The organism is Patescibacteria group bacterium, assembly GCA_041662965.1.
GTDB lineage: Bacteria > Patescibacteriota > Patescibacteriia > Patescibacteriales > GWC2-42-12 > JACPHD01.
The window spans coordinates 1-19135 of record JBAZRI010000007.1; the positions used below are offsets into that span (position 1 = coordinate 1).

19 protein-coding genes are annotated in these 19135 nt (G+C 39.0%); 16 read left to right on the forward strand and 3 right to left on the reverse strand.

All coding sequences use genetic code 11. From position 1 onward, the window contains the following. Nucleotides 1-86: 86 nt before the first annotated feature. On the reverse strand, nt 87-1496 hold the full coding sequence (locus WC639_03960; protein ID MFA6306935.1) for a recombinase family protein: 1410 nt from the start codon (nt 1494-1496) through the stop codon (nt 87-89). 719 nt (nt 1497-2215) lie between these two features. Between WC639_03960 and WC639_03965 the strand changes: the two genes are divergently transcribed. Further along, nucleotides 2216-2437 (forward strand): helix-turn-helix transcriptional regulator, encoded by a 222-nt coding sequence (locus WC639_03965; protein MFA6306936.1) that lies wholly within the window; start codon nt 2216-2218, stop codon nt 2435-2437. A 2-nt stretch (nt 2438-2439) separates the two neighbouring features. After that, nucleotides 2440-3150: an MvaI/BcnI family restriction endonuclease gene (locus WC639_03970; protein ID MFA6306937.1), complete on the forward strand. Its 711-nt coding sequence runs from the start codon at nt 2440-2442 to the stop codon at nt 3148-3150. Here WC639_03970 and lexA read toward each other — a convergent pair. Further along, the gene (gene lexA / locus WC639_03975) at nt 3147-5012 is read right to left on the reverse strand and encodes a transcriptional repressor LexA (GenBank protein MFA6306938.1); all 1866 of its coding nucleotides are present in this window, start codon (nt 5010-5012) and stop codon (nt 3147-3149) included. The two genes, WC639_03970 and lexA, sit on opposite strands and share 4 nt — an antisense overlap. 109 nt (nt 5013-5121) lie before the next feature. Here lexA and WC639_03980 point away from each other — a divergent pair, with 109 nt between their 5' ends. From WC639_03980 to WC639_04005, 6 genes are all read left to right on the forward strand, one after another. After that, the gene (locus WC639_03980) at nt 5122-6024 is read left to right on the forward strand and encodes a nucleotidyltransferase (protein ID MFA6306939.1); all 903 of its coding nucleotides are present in this window, start codon (nt 5122-5124) and stop codon (nt 6022-6024) included. Nucleotides 6025-6028: 4 nt separating this feature from the next. Continuing rightward, nucleotides 6029-6631: a hypothetical protein gene (locus WC639_03985; protein ID MFA6306940.1), complete on the forward strand. Its 603-nt coding sequence runs from the start codon at nt 6029-6031 to the stop codon at nt 6629-6631. A 99-nt stretch (nt 6632-6730) separates the two neighbouring features. Continuing rightward, nucleotides 6731-7600 (forward strand): hypothetical protein, encoded by an 870-nt coding sequence (locus WC639_03990; protein MFA6306941.1) that lies wholly within the window; start codon nt 6731-6733, stop codon nt 7598-7600. 286 nt (nt 7601-7886) lie between these two features. Further along, complete coding sequence (locus WC639_03995) at nt 7887-10565, forward strand: HAD-IC family P-type ATPase (GenBank protein ID MFA6306942.1); 2679 nt, start codon at nt 7887-7889, stop codon at nt 10563-10565. Nucleotides 10566-10583: 18 nt separating this feature from the next. Next, on the forward strand, nt 10584-11636 hold the full coding sequence (locus tag WC639_04000; protein ID MFA6306943.1) for an AI-2E family transporter: 1053 nt from the start codon (nt 10584-10586) through the stop codon (nt 11634-11636). Between the two features lie 29 nt (nt 11637-11665). Then, complete coding sequence (locus WC639_04005; protein ID MFA6306944.1) at nt 11666-12082, forward strand: YkgJ family cysteine cluster protein; 417 nt, start codon at nt 11666-11668, stop codon at nt 12080-12082. A gap of 51 nt (nt 12083-12133) precedes the next feature. On the opposite strand, the gene WC639_04010 is transcribed toward WC639_04005, so the two are convergent. Further along, on the reverse strand, nt 12134-12304 hold the full coding sequence (locus WC639_04010; GenBank protein ID MFA6306945.1) for a L28 family ribosomal protein: 171 nt from the start codon (nt 12302-12304) through the stop codon (nt 12134-12136). Between the two features lie 350 nt (nt 12305-12654). Here WC639_04010 and WC639_04015 point away from each other — a divergent pair, with 350 nt between their 5' ends. The 8 genes from WC639_04015 (at nt 12655) to rpsJ (ending at nt 18953) form a co-directional block, all read left to right on the forward strand. Continuing rightward, nucleotides 12655-13257 (forward strand): site-2 protease family protein, encoded by a 603-nt coding sequence (locus WC639_04015; protein ID MFA6306946.1) that lies wholly within the window; start codon nt 12655-12657, stop codon nt 13255-13257. 110 nt (nt 13258-13367) lie between these two features. Then, nucleotides 13368-13787 (forward strand): 30S ribosomal protein S12, encoded by a 420-nt coding sequence (gene rpsL, locus WC639_04020; GenBank protein MFA6306947.1) that lies wholly within the window; start codon nt 13368-13370, stop codon nt 13785-13787. An 84-nt stretch (nt 13788-13871) separates the two neighbouring features. After that, the gene (gene rpsG / locus WC639_04025; protein MFA6306948.1) at nt 13872-14339 is read left to right on the forward strand and encodes a 30S ribosomal protein S7; all 468 of its coding nucleotides are present in this window, start codon (nt 13872-13874) and stop codon (nt 14337-14339) included. 2 nt (nt 14340-14341) lie between these two features. After that, nucleotides 14342-14554: a prepilin-type N-terminal cleavage/methylation domain-containing protein gene (locus WC639_04030; protein ID MFA6306949.1), complete on the forward strand. Its 213-nt coding sequence runs from the start codon at nt 14342-14344 to the stop codon at nt 14552-14554. Between the two features lie 54 nt (nt 14555-14608). After that, a complete protein-coding gene (fusA, locus tag WC639_04035; GenBank protein ID MFA6306950.1) occupies nt 14609-16687 on the forward strand; it encodes an elongation factor G in 2079 nt (692 codons plus the stop codon). A 72-nt stretch (nt 16688-16759) separates the two neighbouring features. Continuing rightward, nucleotides 16760-17158, forward strand: coding sequence for a hypothetical protein (locus WC639_04040; GenBank protein ID MFA6306951.1), 399 nt, complete (start codon nt 16760-16762; stop codon nt 17156-17158). Between the two features lie 103 nt (nt 17159-17261). Then, the gene (gene tuf / locus WC639_04045; GenBank protein MFA6306952.1) at nt 17262-18449 is read left to right on the forward strand and encodes an elongation factor Tu; all 1188 of its coding nucleotides are present in this window, start codon (nt 17262-17264) and stop codon (nt 18447-18449) included. Nucleotides 18450-18575: 126 nt separating this feature from the next. Beyond that, entirely contained in the window at nt 18576-18953 is a 378-nt protein-coding gene (rpsJ, locus tag WC639_04050; GenBank protein ID MFA6306953.1) for a 30S ribosomal protein S10, read from the forward strand. Nucleotides 18954-19135: the final 182 nt, after the last annotated feature.

Consider the following 19135-nt stretch of genomic DNA (forward strand, 5'->3'; position numbering starts at 1 on the left):
GGTATATTATTACAACAACATCAGGATTAAAACCAGTTTGAAAATGCCGCCTTCACAGTATTACGCCCTTACCGCCAAAGGTTGATTTATATGGACAAAAGTGTCCGAATTTCGGGGTGCATGCCACGGTTCGTTCCAATTTTTTCCGTAAAAGATTTTATTTCCATAAAATCTTTGGACAAAGCAAGTTTTTTGGCGTAGTTAGCGTCAATTATCCATTTTTTCAATGGTTCGAGCCAATTGTTTCCCTTTCGCCCAAAATCAGATTTCTTTTCTAAGAGATCTGTTTTTGTTTGGATGAGTTCGTTTTTTTTAGCTAAATAAATATCTTTTTCAATTGTGCCGTCCAAATACGCATTAACAAGTTTATCTAATTTCTGTTCCGTGTCTTTAACTTTTCCCTCAAGATTTTTGGCGAAAGATTTATTATCATCTTTCTGCTCGCTTTCCCAAATTTTAACTTTAGCCAGCATTTTTTCTTTCCAATCATCGTTAAGAGCGACTTTTTCTAGCCGTTCAGTTAGTTGGTTAAAAAGTTTTTTCTCGCCAATATATTTTTGACTACATTTGCCTAATTTTTTAGTACAGCGGTAATAGGTATAGATACCGCCGTTGCCTTTAGCTAATTGGGCGGTAATAGCTCCGCCGCATTCGCCGCACTTTAAAAGTCCGAGAAAAGGGAAGCCGTGTTTTTTCTTTTTAACCCTTATCCTCTTGCCATTGTTAATAACCTCCTGAACGGCTGTAAAAGCCGCTCTGGAAACAATTGGCGGGAAATCGCCCTCATAGCACTCGCCGCCTCTTTGGATAATCCCTAAGTAGATTTTATTATTCAACATCCGATGTATAACCGCCTTACATAGCGGTTTACCTAATTTGCCGACTACGCCCAAAAACTCCAGGCGCTGGCCCAAGCTTTTGTAAGTATGCTTGCCTGTGGCAAATTCCTCAAAAGCGATTTTAACCAGTTTAGATTTAAAAGGGTCGGGTTCAATATTCCTGGTCTTAGGATTATTAACATAGCCGAAAGGAGCCAAGCCCGGATATTGGCCGCGCCTGAGTTTTTGTCTAATTCCGCGCTTAACGTTTTCCGACAAATTATCCGAATAGTATTTAGATTGCCCGAAAGCCACTTGGAGCATAAACAAGCCTTGCGGAGTTGGCTCAAACCAGAAAGTAGGGAAGCGCAAAGAAACGATCTTGCCGATGTCTATACTATAAATAATTTGTCCGCCGTCAACCGAATTTCTAGCTAATCTGTCCGGGTGCCACGCAATTAAGCCGACTGGCTCCTTACTCTCATAAACTTTACTCATCATCTCGTTAAATATCTCTCGTCCTGGCTTCTTTGCGCTTTTGCTTTCAATAAACTGCTCGGATATAACAATATTTTCCCGCTTGGCGTATTCTGCCAACTCCGCGAGTTGTGCCTCAATACTCATAATTTGTCTTTCCTCGTCCTCGGTTGACTTTCGGGCATAAAGAAAGTATTTCATAGATGTTTAAAATTAGAGCGCGGAATTAAAAAACTTGCTTTGTCTCCGCCGCTCCCGCGGCGGACCGAAAAAATTGGTAAGACAAAAACAATATTTTTATAAATCGTGGGTTTATCCGCGAAATCAGTATTTAAATCATTATTTAGAAAAATTTTGTTTTTGTCTTCTGGCGCTTCGCGCCCGACGAACCGCCGCTTGCTAAATAGAGAGGTGGTTTGGGAGTGGAGGCAGGAGTGGAAAATTTTGGCTGATTTTAATGCTGAATTTAAAAACTTTGCCTTAATGCGCGAGCCCGCCTCCTCGGCGGGTAAACTCCGCGAGCGCATTCCATGCGCTCATAACGCTGAAGGTTTCATATGGTCGAGTTTATTAGACATAGGACGAACCTTTTTTATAAAAAAGGTTCAAAATTAAAAAAGCAATTCTCCCACAAAAAAATTCAAAGGCAGGGCGGGCAAAAAAGGAAAGGGGTCGGGGGAAAGGAAATTTTTGCCCGCCGTGCCTTTCTCCCGCCGAAGGCGGGCTAATCCGCCTCTTTTTCAAGCCAAGATTATTTTTCGTATCCCGATTACGGGATGCGCCGCCATTAGGTTGCGCTTGACCCGCCCACCCGTTCGCGCGCAACGACAGAGAACTCCCCAAATACACGCTAGTCTGGTATATTCCATTTTGGCATATTACACTATGGAATATATCATATAAATATTAAAACAACAAGTATGGGTAAAACAATTTATTCAAAAGATCACAAATTTTTAGTTGAACAATTAAAAAAAGCCCGAATTAAAGCTGGGCTTGACCAAGGGAAGGCAGCGGAACTATTAGGAAAAACTCAATCCTACATTTCTAAAATTGAAGCAGGGCAGAGGCGTATAGACATCGTTACGCTAAAAGAGTTTGCGAGGATTTATAAGAAGAATTTATCTTCTTTCATTAAATAATTATGCAAAAGTGGACACTAACAAAAATTAAATATGCGCTTAAAGAATTATCCGAAAAGGGATGGATAAAATCTAATCGCTTGCATAATACGGGAATTGGTAAAACTCTTGAGGATTATCTTGGAATTACCGAAAACAATATCGCCCTACCAGATTTTGGCGTGATGGAATTGAAATCGCAAAGGGCTGGTACTGCTTCCATGATGACTCTTTTTACCAAAAAGCCAGAGGGTATTACAAACGCGGAGATATTGGAAAAATTTGGCTACCCTGATCCAGAATATCCAAAACACAAAATTTTGCATCAAACTATTGCGAATGGAAAGAAAAATGCTCGGGGCTTCCGCTGTAAGATTGATGAAAAAGCTGGTAAATTATTAATACTTAAAAATAGGACTATCCTTGGATATTACGAATTAGAATTTTTGCGAAATAAAGCCATAGAGAAAATAGGAAACGGTCTGATTCTCGTTTTTGCTGACTGTAAGAAAAAAAATGGAGAAGAATATTTTCATTATGAAGAAGCCTGGTTGCTCAAAGATATAGATCCGGCGCAATTTCTTAAACTATCAAAATACGACATACGACTCGGTGTTTACCGAAGTGGTAAAAATGCAGGTAAACCACACGATCATGGCTCGGCTTTTCGCCTAACCCGCCTTTCGGAAAAAACATTTCCGTTATTGTTTAAAACTCATAGGCGAATTCTTTAATTTTTACGGAGAATTACGATGCTCTCTTTATTCATCGTTTCCTCCAATGCCCCAACAATATTTGTCGGCGAGTTTTTTATTGGCATTCTTTTGCCGGGGATATTTCTGACAAAAACATCTTCGCAGGTAAAGCCTATTTTTTCTCCCAACTCGGCAATAATAAAATCAGTTGGTATTCGTACTTGTTTTACTAGCCGATTGCCAACAACGAGACAAAAATATTTTTTAGATTTTAATATTTTATATGCTTGTCTTAAGCAATCGTTTAAGCCAATATAAAAACTTAAAACGTCTTTAGCTCTCTTTTCGTCTATTTTGGCAATTTTATTTAAAGAATCTTTCAAATATTTTGAATCAAGCGCGTGCTCTAAAGTTTTAGTCGCTCTTCCACCCAACAATTCGTTATCAACTCCCGATGCCTTGTTAGGGTCTTCAAAAATATCTATCCATTGCGCGGAGAGGCGAGAAAACTGGCCATAGGCGACTGTAGTTCTCGAATCTCCGTAAGGTGGAGAAGTTATAATACAATCAATTGAATTGTCTTTTATGTCGTTGGTTTTTGAGGAATCGCCGTAAATTATTTTGGTCCGAGCCTTTTTATTTACATCTTTGTAAAATTCAGTCATTCCCTTAATGTTCGCTTCAGTTTTCTTTTTAAAAATTCCTAAGACATCAGGACTATAATTTTCTAGTTTTTCTTTTTTAATTCTAACGAGTTTAAATTCACCATTTTTTGTGTTTGACGACAGCCGCGCGGTTTCGCTAAATGAAACTATAAAATAATTTCGTATATTTTCGTCTTTTATTCTTAAAATTGCCTGTTTGATTTTTGCCAATTGAATTATAACTTTTTCTTTAAACCAAAAATCAATATTATTAAAATTTGGTTTTTTTATTTCCGCATCTTCAACTCTTTCAATTTTAGCAAGAAGTTTAAAATACTCTTTTGTGAGCTCTGCGGGGTCAATTGGCGTTGTTTTGGCTTTGGCCAAGAATATTGCCAACGGATTTAGGTCAATGCCATAAGCATCCCTGCCTAAGAGTTTGCTTTCAACCAGCGCGGTACCGGACCCGCAAAAAATATCACAAATTATTTCTCCCGCTTGACTATAATTTTCTAAGAGTCGTCTAGCGACTTGCGGAATAAACATTGCCGGGTATGTATGTATTCCATGAGTATATGATTTTGTTTTTTCTCCTTTATAGTCCCAAGAATAATCAATTCTTCTAACGTATTTTTCGTCTTTGGCTTTTTCTTTTTCAATTTGCGTTTCTAAATTCCTAATGATTTTTACGACAACGCCCCTAATTTCAACTTCATCTCTATATATAGGAAAAAGGGTAGGATTTGCCGGCTGTAATCTAATACGATTTTTTTCTTTATATAATTTTTTAAGCGTAGCTTCGTTATCGTCTATAATCGCGACGACGGTTTGTCCATTATCGGCGTATTCTTGTTTTCTAATAATTACAATATCGCCATCAAAAATTCCTTCGTCAATCATACTATTTCCTTGCACGCGCAAAGCGTAATTATTTCCGTATTTTCCGACCTCGTCTTTTGAAACAGTTATTGTTTCGCCGGGAATTTCAATTGCTTCAATTGGCTGTCCGGCCGCTATTGTTCCCATTAGCGGAACTTCAATTGTTGTCTTCTCATTTCTGGTTGAGACCGCCCGTGGCTGGTTTTGCTCTTTTCGCAGATAGCCAGCTTCTTGGAGCTTTTTAACATGATGATGAGCCGTGGAAACAGAGGATAACTTAAAGTGTTTTTTAATTTCCTCAAGAGAAGGCGAAAAATCATTCTTTTTTTGAAAAGAAGTTATAAAATCAAGCACTTGTTTTTGTCGTTTTGTGATCATAATTTTAGAGCTATTGACTTTCTATTTATTTTCTACTACACTTTAATTATAGGTTATCTTTAAATTATCGTCAATAGGTAATGTATGCGGACAAATTAATTTTTTAAATATGGCAATACCAGAATCACAACTAACAACATGGTCAAATCAAGGAGCGGTTACCACTTCCGCCGCTGTTTATAATTCTGTGCGAACGGCGATTGAATCAAATAGTTCCCCCTTGAATGACCAATTAGACAATATTGAAATCTATTTGCAGGGTTCGTATAGTAATAAAACTAATATATTTGCGGAAAGCGATGTTGATATAGTAGTGCAATATAATCATACATTTAAAAGGAATATCACCAACCTGCCGGTAGACCAACAAAGAGCTTACTTAAACAGCTATTCTAATGCCTCATATCTTTGGCAACATTTTAAAGCCGATGTACTGAGGGCTTTAGAATTATATTTTGGGGTACAAAGAGTAAAATGCGGAAACAAAGCGATTAAAGTTATTTTCCCAAATAGCAGAATTACAGCCGATGTCATTCCTGCCTTACATTATCGAGAATATACAAGGTTTAACTCTGTCGGCAACGAGCATTATTTTGACGGGATTTCATTTGAAGATTCGGCGGGCAATCAAATTATTAATTTTCCTAAGGAGCATAGGAAAAATAGTGAAGATAAAAACGCGTCTCACCGAGCAAACCAGTGGTATAAACCAACAGTAAGGATATTTAAAAATGCGAGAAGCCATTTAGTTGATCTTGGAAAAATTTCGGAAGATTCCGCCCCCTCTTATTTTGTTGAATCAATGGTCTACAATGTCCCCGATAATTTATTTGGTCAAAATTATGAGTTAACGGTTCAAAATTCCATAAATTTTTTATACCAACACCAATTCAATAAATTTATTTGCCCTAACCATCAACATTTATTGTTTGGCGATGAATCCGTCCACTGGGATTCAGACAATATGACCCATTTTTTAAAAGAATTAATTGTCTTGTGGAACAACTGGTAAATTTATGCACCCATATTCAATAGATACAGAGGAAAGAAAAAACATTTTATTGTTTCTAGCCGTCATCAGCATTATTTTTTCTTGGAGTTTTTACAAAATACTCGGCTACTATCAATTCTCTTTGTCATGGTGGATTGAAAGTCCTTCGATATTATTTTTTTATGGTTTGTTTTTTGTAATTTTTGATAAGTGGCTTTGGCGATATCTTAAAAAAATAAAGTTTGTAAAAACTCCCAATCTAAATGGTGAATGGAACGGTAATTTAAAATCTTCTTTTGACAATCACAATGAGGAAATAAAAGCTACATTAAAAATTTTTCAAACTTGGACAAGGATTAAGATTTTATTAAAAACAGATCAATCTTCGTCACGGAGCGAAACCGCCTCAATTGTGGCTGATGCACCTGAAGGCATCTATTTAAGTTATCAATATATAAATGAACCAAAATCAAATGCAGTTAAAACTATGAGTATTCATAGAGGAACTGTGAGGCTGGTTTTTGATGAAAAAAAGAATACTTTGGACGGTGAATATTATTCTGGTAGAGATAGACAAAATTTTGGTAGTCTAAGTTTTAAAAAGAATATAAACATTAAAATTATTTAATTATAATTTTAAAGACTTACCAGATTATCGATATACATTTTGATTAATTAGTAAAATTATAAGTTATATATTATAATTAATTAAAGAAACAAAAAGCATATGAAAAGAATAGAATTAGAGGAGATAATAAAAAATATAAATAATAAAATTGAAAGTGTAGAAGTTTTAAATTCAAAAGTTGATAAGGCGAGTAATATTATTCAAAATTTAGAGACTAAGTTAACCACCCTTGAAGAGCGTAGAGGAAATATCAAGAGATTTGAAACAGAAATTGAATCAGTAAAATCTCAAATTGAGCCAAAAAAGCAAATTGTTGATGACTTAGCAGAAAAAGTAGATGACTATAACGCAATTATTGAAGAGCAGAAAAAAGAATACGCTAAATTAAAAGAAAATTTTGATAAATTATTGGAAGATAATAATAATCTTGAAATTACAATAAAAAATCAACTTGGGCTAGTGAGTGCCGAAGTTTTAGCTAACTCATTTTTTAATGAAGTAGGAAAGTTAAAAACAATTGTGGAAAGATGGTTTAAGTGGTTGCTTGGATCATATTTAGCCTTATTTATTTCAGTAATAAGTATAGCGATTTGGCAAGTTATTGAGGAAGGTTCTCTTTTTAAGTTAACCTTATTAATAAGGTTGCCCCTTATTACTCCTATAATATTTTTTGTATATTTTATAGAGAAGCAATATTGTATAGATCGTAAGTTGTCTGACGAATATATTTTTAAAGCAACGGTTGCACGATCGTTTGAAGCTTATAGAAAATTATTAAATGAGGAATCAGCCTGCGATAACGATAACCAAAATAAGCTTTTAGAAAAAAAATTAGATTTTGTTGTTGAGTCCATAAAAAATATTTATACGTCTCCATTGGTAAATTTTAAAGAGAAAGATAATAATGAAGTTGTTGGAATCGGATTATTGGAAAGAGTTGTTAGTATTATTAATAAAGTAATAAAGTAATTATTAGGCGGCGCGCCAATAGTATTGGCACGAAAAATAATTTTGGCTTGAAAAAGAGGCGGATTAGCCCGCTTTCGGCGGGGAAAAGGCACGGCGGGCAAAAATTTCCCTTCCCCCGACCTTTCCTTTTTTGCCCGCCTTGCCTTTGAATTTTTTTGTGGGAGAATTGCTTTTTTAATTTTGAACCTTTTTTATAAAAAAGGTTCGTCCTATGTCTAATAAACTCGACATAGACGAACGCTCACGTTCACGGAGTGCGTCCGCCTTAAATATATAAATATAATTCATGGAAAATAATTGGCACGCGAAATTAGGGCTTGATATTTTAAAGCAGCTGCAGTCTGATAATAGCGGCTTAAGCTTAGAAGCGGCGGCGGACAGGCTGAAAAAGTATGGCGAAAATAGGCTATTGGAAATTAAAGTTGACAGCCTGGTGGTTATTTTTTTCCGCCAATTTCAAAGTCCGTTAATTTATATTTTGTTTATTGCTTCTTTAATAATTTTTGCCATGGCGGAAATTATTGACGGTTCAATTATTTTAGCCATTTTGATTTTTAATGCCATCATCGGCACCATTCAGGAAGGCAAAGCGCAAAATACGCTTTCGGCTCTTAAAAAATTCGTGGAAACAAAAGCTATGGTTTTGCGCCAAGGCAGAGAAATGATTATTCCTGACAGCGAAGTCGTGCCCGGGGATATTATAATTTTGCAAGAAGGAGAGAAGGTGCCGGCTGACGCGCGCGTCATTTCTTCGCATAATTTGAATATTGACGAATCCATGCTTACCGGCGAATCAGAATCAGTGCATAAGACTGAGGAAGTTATTAAGAAAAATAATTTGCTCATATCGGAACAGAAAAATATGGTGTTTAAGGGAACTTATGTTTTATCCGGCAACGGCAAGGCGATTGCGGTAGAAACCGGTTTAAATACTGTTATCGGTAAAATAGCTAAAGAAATTCAGGCCATAGATACGGAAATGCCCTTTAAAACTAATGTTAGATATTTAACCCGTTTAATTGTTATGGCGGTTTCCGGCATTAGCGTTTTATTATTTTTGTCCGGCTTGGCTTCGGGAAAATTAATGGCTGATATGTTTATGACGGTGGTTTCTTTAGTAGTTTCCATAATTCCCGAAGGTTTGCCGATTGTTATGACGCTAGTGTTGGCCAGCGGCGTTTGGAAAATGAGTAAACAGAATGTTTTAATAAAAAAGCTGCAAGCGGTTGAAGCTTTGGGCCAGGCGCGGATTATCGCGGTGGATAAGACTGGAACAATTACCAACAATGAAATGGTGGTGCAAAAAATTTATTTGGCAGGCAAGTTATTTGAAGTCGGCGGCTCGGGCTATGAGCCTAAAGGAGAGGTTAAGCTTGAGAAAAAGGCGGTTTGTCTGCCTAACCATCCCGAACTATTGTTGGCCGGCCGGATTGCCGTTTTTTGTTCCAACGCGCGCATTATGTTTGATGAAAATTCCAAAAAGTGGAGCGTGGCCGGCGATCCGACTGAGGCGGCCATGAATATTTTCGGGCAAAAACTTGGGTTTAGTAAAGATCAATTAGAAGAAGAATCACCTTTAATGGTTGATTTGCCTTTTGATTATAAGCTTAAATATCATGCTACGGTTCATAGGCTGGACGGCAAGAAATTTTTAGCCGTGGCCGGCGCTCCGGAAGAAATTTTAAAACTTAGTCAAAAAATTTCTCGTGACGGCCAGAACTCACCGCTTAAGGATAAAGAGAAAGAAGAATTAGAATCGGTATTTTTAGAAATGTCAAAAAAAGGCATGCGCGTAGTGGCTTTGGCCGGAAATTTCGTAGATGGAGATGTATTAAAAGCGGAAGAAATCAATAATTTAACTTTTGTCGGATTTTTAGGCATGAGAGATTCGCTCCGCGAGGGCGTGGCCGAGGCTATTAAAAAAATAATTTCAGCCAATATCCGCGTGGTCATGATTACCGGCGACCATAAAAATACGGCGTTAGCGATCGCTAAAGAAGCGGGCATCTACCGTTCCGGCGATATTATTTTAACCGGCCAAGAAATAGACTCCTTAACCGATAAGAGCCTAAAGGAAAAAATTTCGGCTTGTTCGGTTTTCGCCAGAGTAACGCCGGGCCATAAATTAAGAATTATCCAAGCTTACAAAGCGCGCGGAGAAATTATCGCTATGACCGGCGACGGCGTTAATGACGCGCCTTCGCTAGTAGCCGCCGATTTAGGCATTGCCATGGGCAGGATTGGCACCGAAGTGGCTAAAGAAGCTTCCGATATAGTGCTGCTTGACGATAATTTAATTAACATAATTTCCGCGGTTGAAGAGGGCCGCAATATTTATAAAACGATTAAAAGAGTAATTCTTTATCTTTTTTCAACCAGTGTAGGCGAAGTTTTAACCATTGCCGGGTCTTTAGCCATTGTTTTGCCTTTGCCTTTGCTGCCGTCGCAAATTATCTGGTTAAATTTTGTCACCGACGGTTTTCTTGATGTAGCGCTGGCCATGGAACCAAAAGAAAAAGGGCTTGCGCAGAGAAAATTTGAACGGCCGAAAAAATGGATAGTCGATGGCTTAATGGCGCGGAGAATATTTTTAATGGCCGTGCCCATGGCTATAGGCGCTCTTTGGCTTTTTAGCTTATACTTTGAAGCGGATCTTGCTAAAGCTTGGACAATTTCCCTGACAACTTTAGCCGTTTTTCAATGGCTTAACGCCTGGAACTGCCGTTCTGAAGAAAAATCACTTTTTCAAATGAATCCTTTTACCAATAAATCTTTGGTCGGCATTACGCTGGTTGTGGTAATTTTACATTTTTTAGCCGTCTATCATCCGGTAATGCAAAAAATTATGCGTACCGTACCGCTAGAATTATCCGATTGGCTGCTTATCATTCCGGTGGCGTCCTCTATCATAGTGGTTGAAGAAATTAGAAAATTTTTTTATCGCAGAAAATTAAATAAACTTTAAAAAATAATTTAAAAATTTATGGCTATTTCCAACGAAGCAAAAAATCAAAAACCGCAATTTTATTTTTTGCTGGCCTTATTGGCCGGAACTTTGATTTTGTCATTTTTTGTCTTGCGCCCGTTTGTTTCAGTTTTTATTTTAGCCGTGATTTTTACGGTTGTCTTTCAGCCGCTGTACCGCAAGATATTAAAATATTCTTTTAATCATGAAGGCCTGGCCGCGCTGCTCACGACGATTATCGTGGCGGTTATTATTTTAACGCCCTTGATTTTTTTAAGCGTGAAAATTTTGCAGGAATTGCGCCAGCTTTATGTCTCTTTAATAGAAAACGGCGGTAAAGATAATTTTATTAATATTTTTAACAGCTTGTCGGAAAATTTTCGCCATTATTTTCTTCTGCCGAAAGAATTTTCCATTGATTTCGGGCAATACTTTAAAGAAGGCTTGAATTGGCTCTTAAATAATTTAGGCGGTTTATTTTCCAACTTCGCCAGCATTTTGGTAACTTCTTTTATTTTCTTGTTTTCATTTTATTATTTGTTAAAAGACGGGCAAAAGCTTAAGCAGGCGATCATAAAATACAGCCCTTTGGACGATACTGACGATGAGATGATTTTAAATAAGCTGGAGCTAGCCATCAGCTCGGTTGTTAAATGTAATTTTACTATCGCTTTTTTGCAGGGTTTTTTATCCACTGTCGGTTTTATGATTTTTGGCCTGCCTAATGCCATTCTTTGGGGCGTGGCCGCGGCCATAGCGGCTTTAGTCCCGAGCGTCGGCACTTCGCTGGTATTTATTCCGGCTATTATTTTAATGTTCGCCAGCGGGCATCTATTCTCCGCGGTCGGCTTGTTGTTTTGGGGGATATTAGCCGTCGGCCTGATAGATAATTTTTTAGGCCCGAAGCTTATCGGCCGCGGCATGAAACTGCATCCTTTGTTAGTTCTTTTTTCAGTTATCGGCGGCGCGGTTTTTCTCGGCCCCATCGGTTTTATTTTAGGCCCGATTACTTTAAGCCTGCTTTTTGCCTTACTGCATATTTACTTTTATATTATAAATAATAAAAAATAAAAGTCGTAAGCGGCTTTAAGAAGATAATTATGAATAAATTTTCCGGCGGTTCGCCGGTGCTTCGCAATATAAAGATAAAAGAATTGTCGTGCGACGGCTGTACCGTCTGCTGCGAGTATATTTCAATATTTATAGAGAAGCCGAAAACCGCGGATGATTTAGATGAAATCAGATGGTTCTTTTTGCATGGCATGAATATTTATGTGGATGAGGACGGTTGGTTCGTTGAAGTGCCGAGCCGCTGTCGAGAGCTCGGGCCGGACGGCTTATGTAAGATATACCAAACCAGGCCGGATGTCTGCCGACTTTACAATCAAAAAGAATGCGAAAGATACGCCGGCGACGCCGGCTTGATACGTTTTGAAAATTATCAAGACTTTCTGCGTTATGCCGGAGAAAACAAGGAATTATCGGAAATATGCCGGGCGGCCGGCTTTAAAAAATGAAATAATAAAAAACTGGCCGGTTTTTTCGGCCAGTTTTTTATTTGATAAAAATTATTTTTTCGCCATAGTCTTGATGCATTTGGCACAGACGGCCAGGCTTTTGCCGTTGATTTTTTTTACCTGAAGATTGATATACTGCCTTTTAATGGTTTTAATATTGGAATGGGACCTGGAGGCGTCTTTAGTTGAACCTCGTCCGCAGACATCGCATTTTTTTGCCATACAAATTTTGTTTAATTATTTTTAATAATTTTATACTAACAGCTTTTGATGTAAAAGGCAAGGTATGGTAGAATTAAATTAAATTGTCATTGCGAGCCTGCCTGCCGGCGAGGCAGGGAGCCTGTAATCGGGCGACGCGGCAATCTCACGTACTATTTGTTAAATATAAAGATTATTTTTATAAAGAGGTTTATTTTAGAAAGTTGTGCGTGAGATTACATCGGCTTGATTGGGTTAAATTTATAAAATTTTCTACTGCGGAACTCGGCCGAGATTACTCGACCTCAGACAGTCCTCGCACGAAAATTTTCCAAATTTAACCCAATCTTATAAAATTTATTTACATTTATATGAATATGATCTTCGCTTTAATTATAATATTCTTTTCCGCCATTATTCATGAATATATGCATGGCTGGATGGCTGATTACTTAGGCGATCCGACGGCGCGCGATCAAGGCCGTTTAACCTTAAATCCAATCGCCCATATTGATATTTGGGGTTCAATCGTCATGCCGGCGTTGATTTTTATCGGTACGGGCGGCGGGCTTATTTTCGGCTACGCCAAGCCCGTGCCTTTTAATCCCTATAATCTGCGCGACCAGAAATACGGCGTGGCCAAAGTAGCCTTAGCCGGGCCGCTGGCCAATTTAATTACCGCCTTATTTTTCGGTTTATTTTTAAGATTCGTGCCCGGGCTTAATCTGGTAATGATAAGTTTTTTAGCCGCTATCGTCCAAATTAATTTAGTCTTGATGATATTTAATCTCTTGCCTATACCGCCCCTGGACGGCTCAAAGGTAATACTGCCGTTTTTGCCTTATGAGTGGCAGATGAAATTATTAAAATTTGAGCAATTCGGCTTTGCTTTTGTTTTGCTTTTCGTCTTTTTCGGCTTTTCCCTAATCATACCGATTATTAATTTTTTGTTTAAGCTGATAGTGGGAATTTAAAGTGGATAAAAGCCTCTTGACCGTTTTTATTTCTTGTGTTAAATTGTAATAAGCAATAAAAGTTATTAATATCCCGCATGCACGGGTTTGTTTTTTTACTATAAATATTTATGCCAACATTCAACCAATTAGTCCGCAAAGGCAGAAAGTCATCAAAAACTAAAACCAAATCGCCGGCGCTGCAGTCAACGCTGGATACTTTGCATAGAAAAAGAACCGAATTGCCCAAAGGAGCTCCTTTTAAGCGCGGGGTTTGTTTAAAGGTGACCACGACTACGCCGAAAAAGCCTAACTCGGCTTTAAGAAAAATCGCCCGCGTTAGATTGTCCAACGGCATGGAAGTAACCGCCTACATTCCCGGCGTCGGCCATAATTTGCAAGAGCATTCCATTGTTTTATTAAAAGGCGGGAAAACCAAAGATTTGCCCGGCGTCAGATATAAAATAATCCGCGGTGTTTATGATACCCAGGGAGTTGAAGGCCGAAGGCAAAGCCGCAGCTGCTATGGAGCTAAAACACCTAAACAATAATCACACAACTCGTAACCCACAACTCGTAACCCGAATTATTAAAAGAGTTATGAGTTACGCGCTACGAGTTATGAGAATAAATTTATGAGAGGAAAACCAGTTTCCAAAAGAAAAATACAAGTAGACGTAAAATATAACGATCCGGATATCGCCAAGTTTATTAATTACATAATGGAACGGGGTAAAAAAACCATAGCGCAAAAAATTGTCTATGCTTGTTTGGATATTATTAAAGAAACGACCAAGCAGGACCCTCGGCATGTTTTCAATAAAGCTTTAAAGCAGGTTAGCCCGCTACTTGAAATCCGCGGCCGCCGCATCGGCGGAGCCAATTATCAGATTCCGCATCAAGTTAGAGGCGAACGCCGTTTTAATTTAGGCTGCCGCTGGATTATCAACGCGGCCCGGGCCAGAAAAGGCAAATCCATGGCGGAAAAGTTATCCATGGAAATTTTGGACGCGGCCAAAGGCGAAGGCACGGCCGTTAAGAAGAGGGCTGAAGTCCACCGCATGGCCGAAGCCAATAAAGCTTTCGCGCATTTCTCAAGATAAATATGCCGTTGGATTATAATAGACAAAAAGGCTTTGGTTTGATAATTATTCTAATTGCTATTTTAATAATTGCAGTTATTGCCTTAGGAGCGATGAATCGGAAAGGCCAAATTGAGCAAAACAAGGAAGTAAAAAATAAAGCAGTAGAAGATTTAAAAAATATAAATATTAATTTAGAAAAAAATAATCAGGAAATTCAGAATAATATTAAATAATTACCAATTTTCAATTAAAAATTAAATCATTAAAAATTAGAAATTTTTTGTATTATGCCCAGAGAATATTCGTTGGAAAAAACCAGAAATATTGGGATTATCGCCCATATTGACGCCGGCAAAACTACGGTTAGCGAGCGTATTCTTTTTTATACGGGTAAAAAGCATAAAATCGGCGAGGTGCATGAAGGCGCGGCCGAAATGGATTGGATGGAGCAGGAACGCGAGCGCGGCATTACTATAACGTCCGCGGCTACGACTTGTTTTTGGAAAGATTGCCGCATTAACCTGATTGATACGCCCGGACACGTTGATTTTACGGCCGAAGTTGAGCGCTCTTTGCGCGTCTTAGACGGCGGCGTAGTAGTCTTTGACGGCGTGGCCGGAGTAGAGCCGCAATCAGAAACGGTTTGGCATCAGGCGGATAAATACAGCGTGCCGCGCATCGCTTTTATCAATAAAATGGATCGGACAGGCGCGAATTTTTATGCCGATTTGGAATCAATTTATAAAAGATTAACCAAGCATGCCCATCCGATTCAGCTGCCGATTGGCGCTGAAGATAAATTTTTGGGCATCATTGATTTATTTGAAAAAAAGGCGCGATTTTTTCTGGATGAACTGGGCACTAAATGGGAAGATCGCGAGATTCCGGAAGATATGAAAGCTAAGACGGAAGAATATCGGTCTAAGCTGGTTGAAGCCATTGCCGATAATGACGAAATTTTAATGAATAAATATCTGGCCGGCGAAGAAATTGTCGTCGCTGATTTAAAAAGAGTTTTGCGCCAGGCCGTTAATAATAATAAAATTGTGCCGGTGCTTTGCGGCAGCGCTTTAAAGAATAAAGGCGTGCAGTCGCTCTTGGACGCGGTAGTTGATTATTTGCCATCACCCCTAGATGTGCCGGTTATCACCGGTTTTGATCCGGATGACAAAGAAAAAAATATAGAAGTTAAGCCGTCTGACGATGAGCCTTTTGCGGCTTTAGCTTTTAAAATCGCCACCGATCCCTACGTGGGCAAGCTTTGTTTTATCAGGGTTTATAGCGGAGTTTTGCAGTCAGGCTCCTACGTTTTAAATACCACTACCGGCAACCGCGAAAGAATCGGCCGCATTGTCAGGATGCACGCTAACCACCGTGAAGAAGTCCAGGAAGTTTATTCCGGAGAAATCGCGGCCGCCATCGGCTTAAAAGCCACGACTACTGGCAATACTTTATGCGATGAAAGCCGGCCGCTGGTTTTAGAATCAATTACTTTCCCGGAAACGGTTATTTCCATCGCCATTGAGCCGAAGACTAAAGCCGATCAGGAAAAAATGGGCATGGCGCTCGCTAAATTGGCCGAAGAAGACCCGACTTTTAGGGTCAGAAGCGACGAAGAAACCATGCAGACTATTATTGCCGGCATGGGCGAATTGCATTTGGATATTATCGTTGATAGAATGAAGCGCGAATTTAAAGTTGAAGCTAACGTGGGCAAGCCGCAAGTGGCTTACCGCGAAACCATTAAAAAATCGGCTGAAGCCGAAGGAAAATATATTAAGCAATCTGGCGGGCGCGGCCAATACGGCCATTGCTGGTTAAGAGTTGAACCGAATGAAACCGGCAAAGGCTTTGAATTCCTTGATGAAGTAAAGGGCGGATCAATTCCGCGAGAATACATACCGGCGATAGAAAAAGGCGTTAAAGAAGCTTTGGATAAAGGTATTTTAGCCGGTTATTCCATAGTTGATGTTAAGGTGGCCGTGTTTGAAGGCTCTTACCATGAGGTTGATTCTTCGGAAGCGGCTTTTAAAATTGCCGGCTCCATGGCTTTTCAGGAAGCTTGCCGTAAAGCTACGCCGATTATTTTGGAGCCGATTATGAAAGTTGAAGCGGTAACGCCTGAAGAATTCATGGGTGAAGTTATCGGCGACCTTAATTCAAAAAGAGCGCAAATTGAAGAAATGGGCGACCGCGCCAATGTTAAATTTATTAAAGCTAAAGTTCCTTTGGCCGCCATGTTCGGTTATGCCACGCAGTTAAGATCAATGACCCAGGGCCGAGCCAGCTATAGCATGGAGTTTGCTTATTATTCCGAGGTGCCGAAAAATGTAGCCGAAGAGATTATCGGCGGTAAAGGGAAATAATTTTTGTTTCGTTTGACAATTTGTTGAGTTAGAATATATAATGTTAATATTATTAATATTTTCATTGCCCCTATGCAAGATCAATTGCAAAAAGCGATTAATTTAGCAAAAAAAACCGGCGACAAATTGATTGTTTTTGATAGCTCAAAACCGGAAAATGTTTTCGTTGTTTTATCCCTAAAAGATTATGAAAATTTAGTTTTAGGCAAAAGCGAAGTTAGAGGCTTGACAGAAGATGAATTACTTGATAAAATAAATCGCGATATCGCAATTTGGAAAAGCGACCAGTCGGAAGCGGAAAACATTGAGACGATTCCGGATTATTTTAAAGAATTGCCGGCTAAAGAAGAACGCTTTGAAAAAACCGTGAAAAAATCCGGCAGCAGCTGGTCAATTCCTTCAAGAAGAAAATTGAACGCCGAAGAAATAATTGAAGAAGATCGGCAGTATCTAGAAGAATTAGCATTTTAAATTTATATATAAATAATAATAAAGACGGCTGGGAGCCCGGCCTTATTTAAATAATAAGGGCAAATAACTCCGAAAATTCGGAGGCCGTTAAGGAAAAATAAATATGGCAGAAAAATTTGAACGCACAAAACCCCATGTTAACGTGGGGACAATCGGCCATGTTGACCATGGCAAAACAACTTTGACTGCCGCTATGTTGGCGGTGTTAAAAAGCAAGGGTTTTAGAGCGTCTGAAAAAAACGTTGATCAGATTGACGCGGCTCCGGAAGAAAAGGCTCGCGGCATTACTATTGCCACTTGCCACGTTGAGTATGAAACTGAAAAAAGGCATTATGCTCACGTTGATTGTCCCGGCCACGCCGATTATGTTAAGAACATGATTACCGGCGCCGCCCAAATGGACGGAGCCATACTCGTGGTAGCGGCTACCGACGGGCCCATGCCCCAGACCAGAGAACATATTTTGCTCGCCAGACAGGTCGGAGTGCCTTATATCGTTGTTTTCTTGAATAAATGCGATATGGTTGAAGATAAAGAATTAATTGATTTGGTTGAGGAAGAAATTCGCGATTTATTGAAGAAATATGAATTCCCGGGCGATACTACTCCGATTATCAGAGGTTCGGCTTTAAAGGCCTTGGAGAATCCCAGCGGCGAATACGGCCAAGGGATTATGGATTTAGCCAAAGCTTTAGATGAATATATTCCTGAACCGAAACGCGATACTGACAAGCCGTTTTTAATGCCGGTTGAAGATATTTTTTCAATTGAAGGGCGTGGCACAGTGGTTACCGGCCGCATTGAAAGAGGCATGATTAAAGTCAACGAAGAAGTGGAAATAATCGGTTTAAAAGATACCCAAAAGACTGTAATTACCGGTATTGAAATGTTTAATAAATCTTTAGACGAAGGACGAGCCGGAGATAATGCCGGGTTACTCTTGCGCGGCACTAAAAAAGACGAAGTGGAAAGAGGCCAGGTTTTAGCCAAACCGGGCACGGTTACTCCTCATACTGAATTTGACGCCGAAGTTTTTATTTTAACCAAAGAAGAAGGCGGACGGCATAAACCATTTTTTAAGGGCTATAAGCCGCAATTTTATGTCCGCACGACCGATGTTACCGGCGAAGTTGAATTGCCTGAAGGCACCGAAATGGTTATGCCCGGCGATACGGTCAATTTGAAAATCAAATTGATTTCTCCGGTGGCTTTGGAAGAAAAACAGAGATTCGCCATTCGCGAAGGCGGCAGAACCGTCGGCGCCGGCGTAGTTACTAAAATTATTAAGTAAGCATTTTGCCTCGCTCATGATTATGGGCGAGGTTATAATGTATATTTAAAATTACTACAGCATTGATTGGAATAAATTTGTAAAATTTATTCCAATCATAAATAATAAATAATTTGAAACGAAAACATGACTGAAGTTAAAGAAAAAAAGAAAACGGCGGCGGCAGAGGCTAAATCGGAAGTAAAAGCTTTCGAAGAATCTAAGCAAAGAATCCGCATTAAGATTAAAGCTTTTGACCACAAGATTATTGACCAGTCAACCAAGACTATTATTGACACCGCCGAGAGGACCGGAGCCCAAATTTACGGTCCCATACCCTTGCCAACCGAGAAGAAAAAGTATACGGTTAACAGCTCAACCTTTGTCCATAAAGATTCACGGGACCAGTACGAAATTAGAATTCATAAAAGATTGGTGGATATTATTGATCCGACCCCTAAAACCATAGAATCTTTAACCAATCTTGGCCTGCCGGCCGGAGTTGACGTTGAGATTAAAATGTAGTCCTTAAAAATTACGACATTAATGACTAGGCAAAATTCATTAAATTTTCTACTGCGGAACTCGCCTGAGATTACTCAGGCTCAAACAGTCCTCGCACGAAAATTAAACAAATTTTGCCTAGTCAATTAGCAAATATAATATTAATGAAGTTTTAAGCGGCTCTCGAAAGGGAAAGTGTTTAA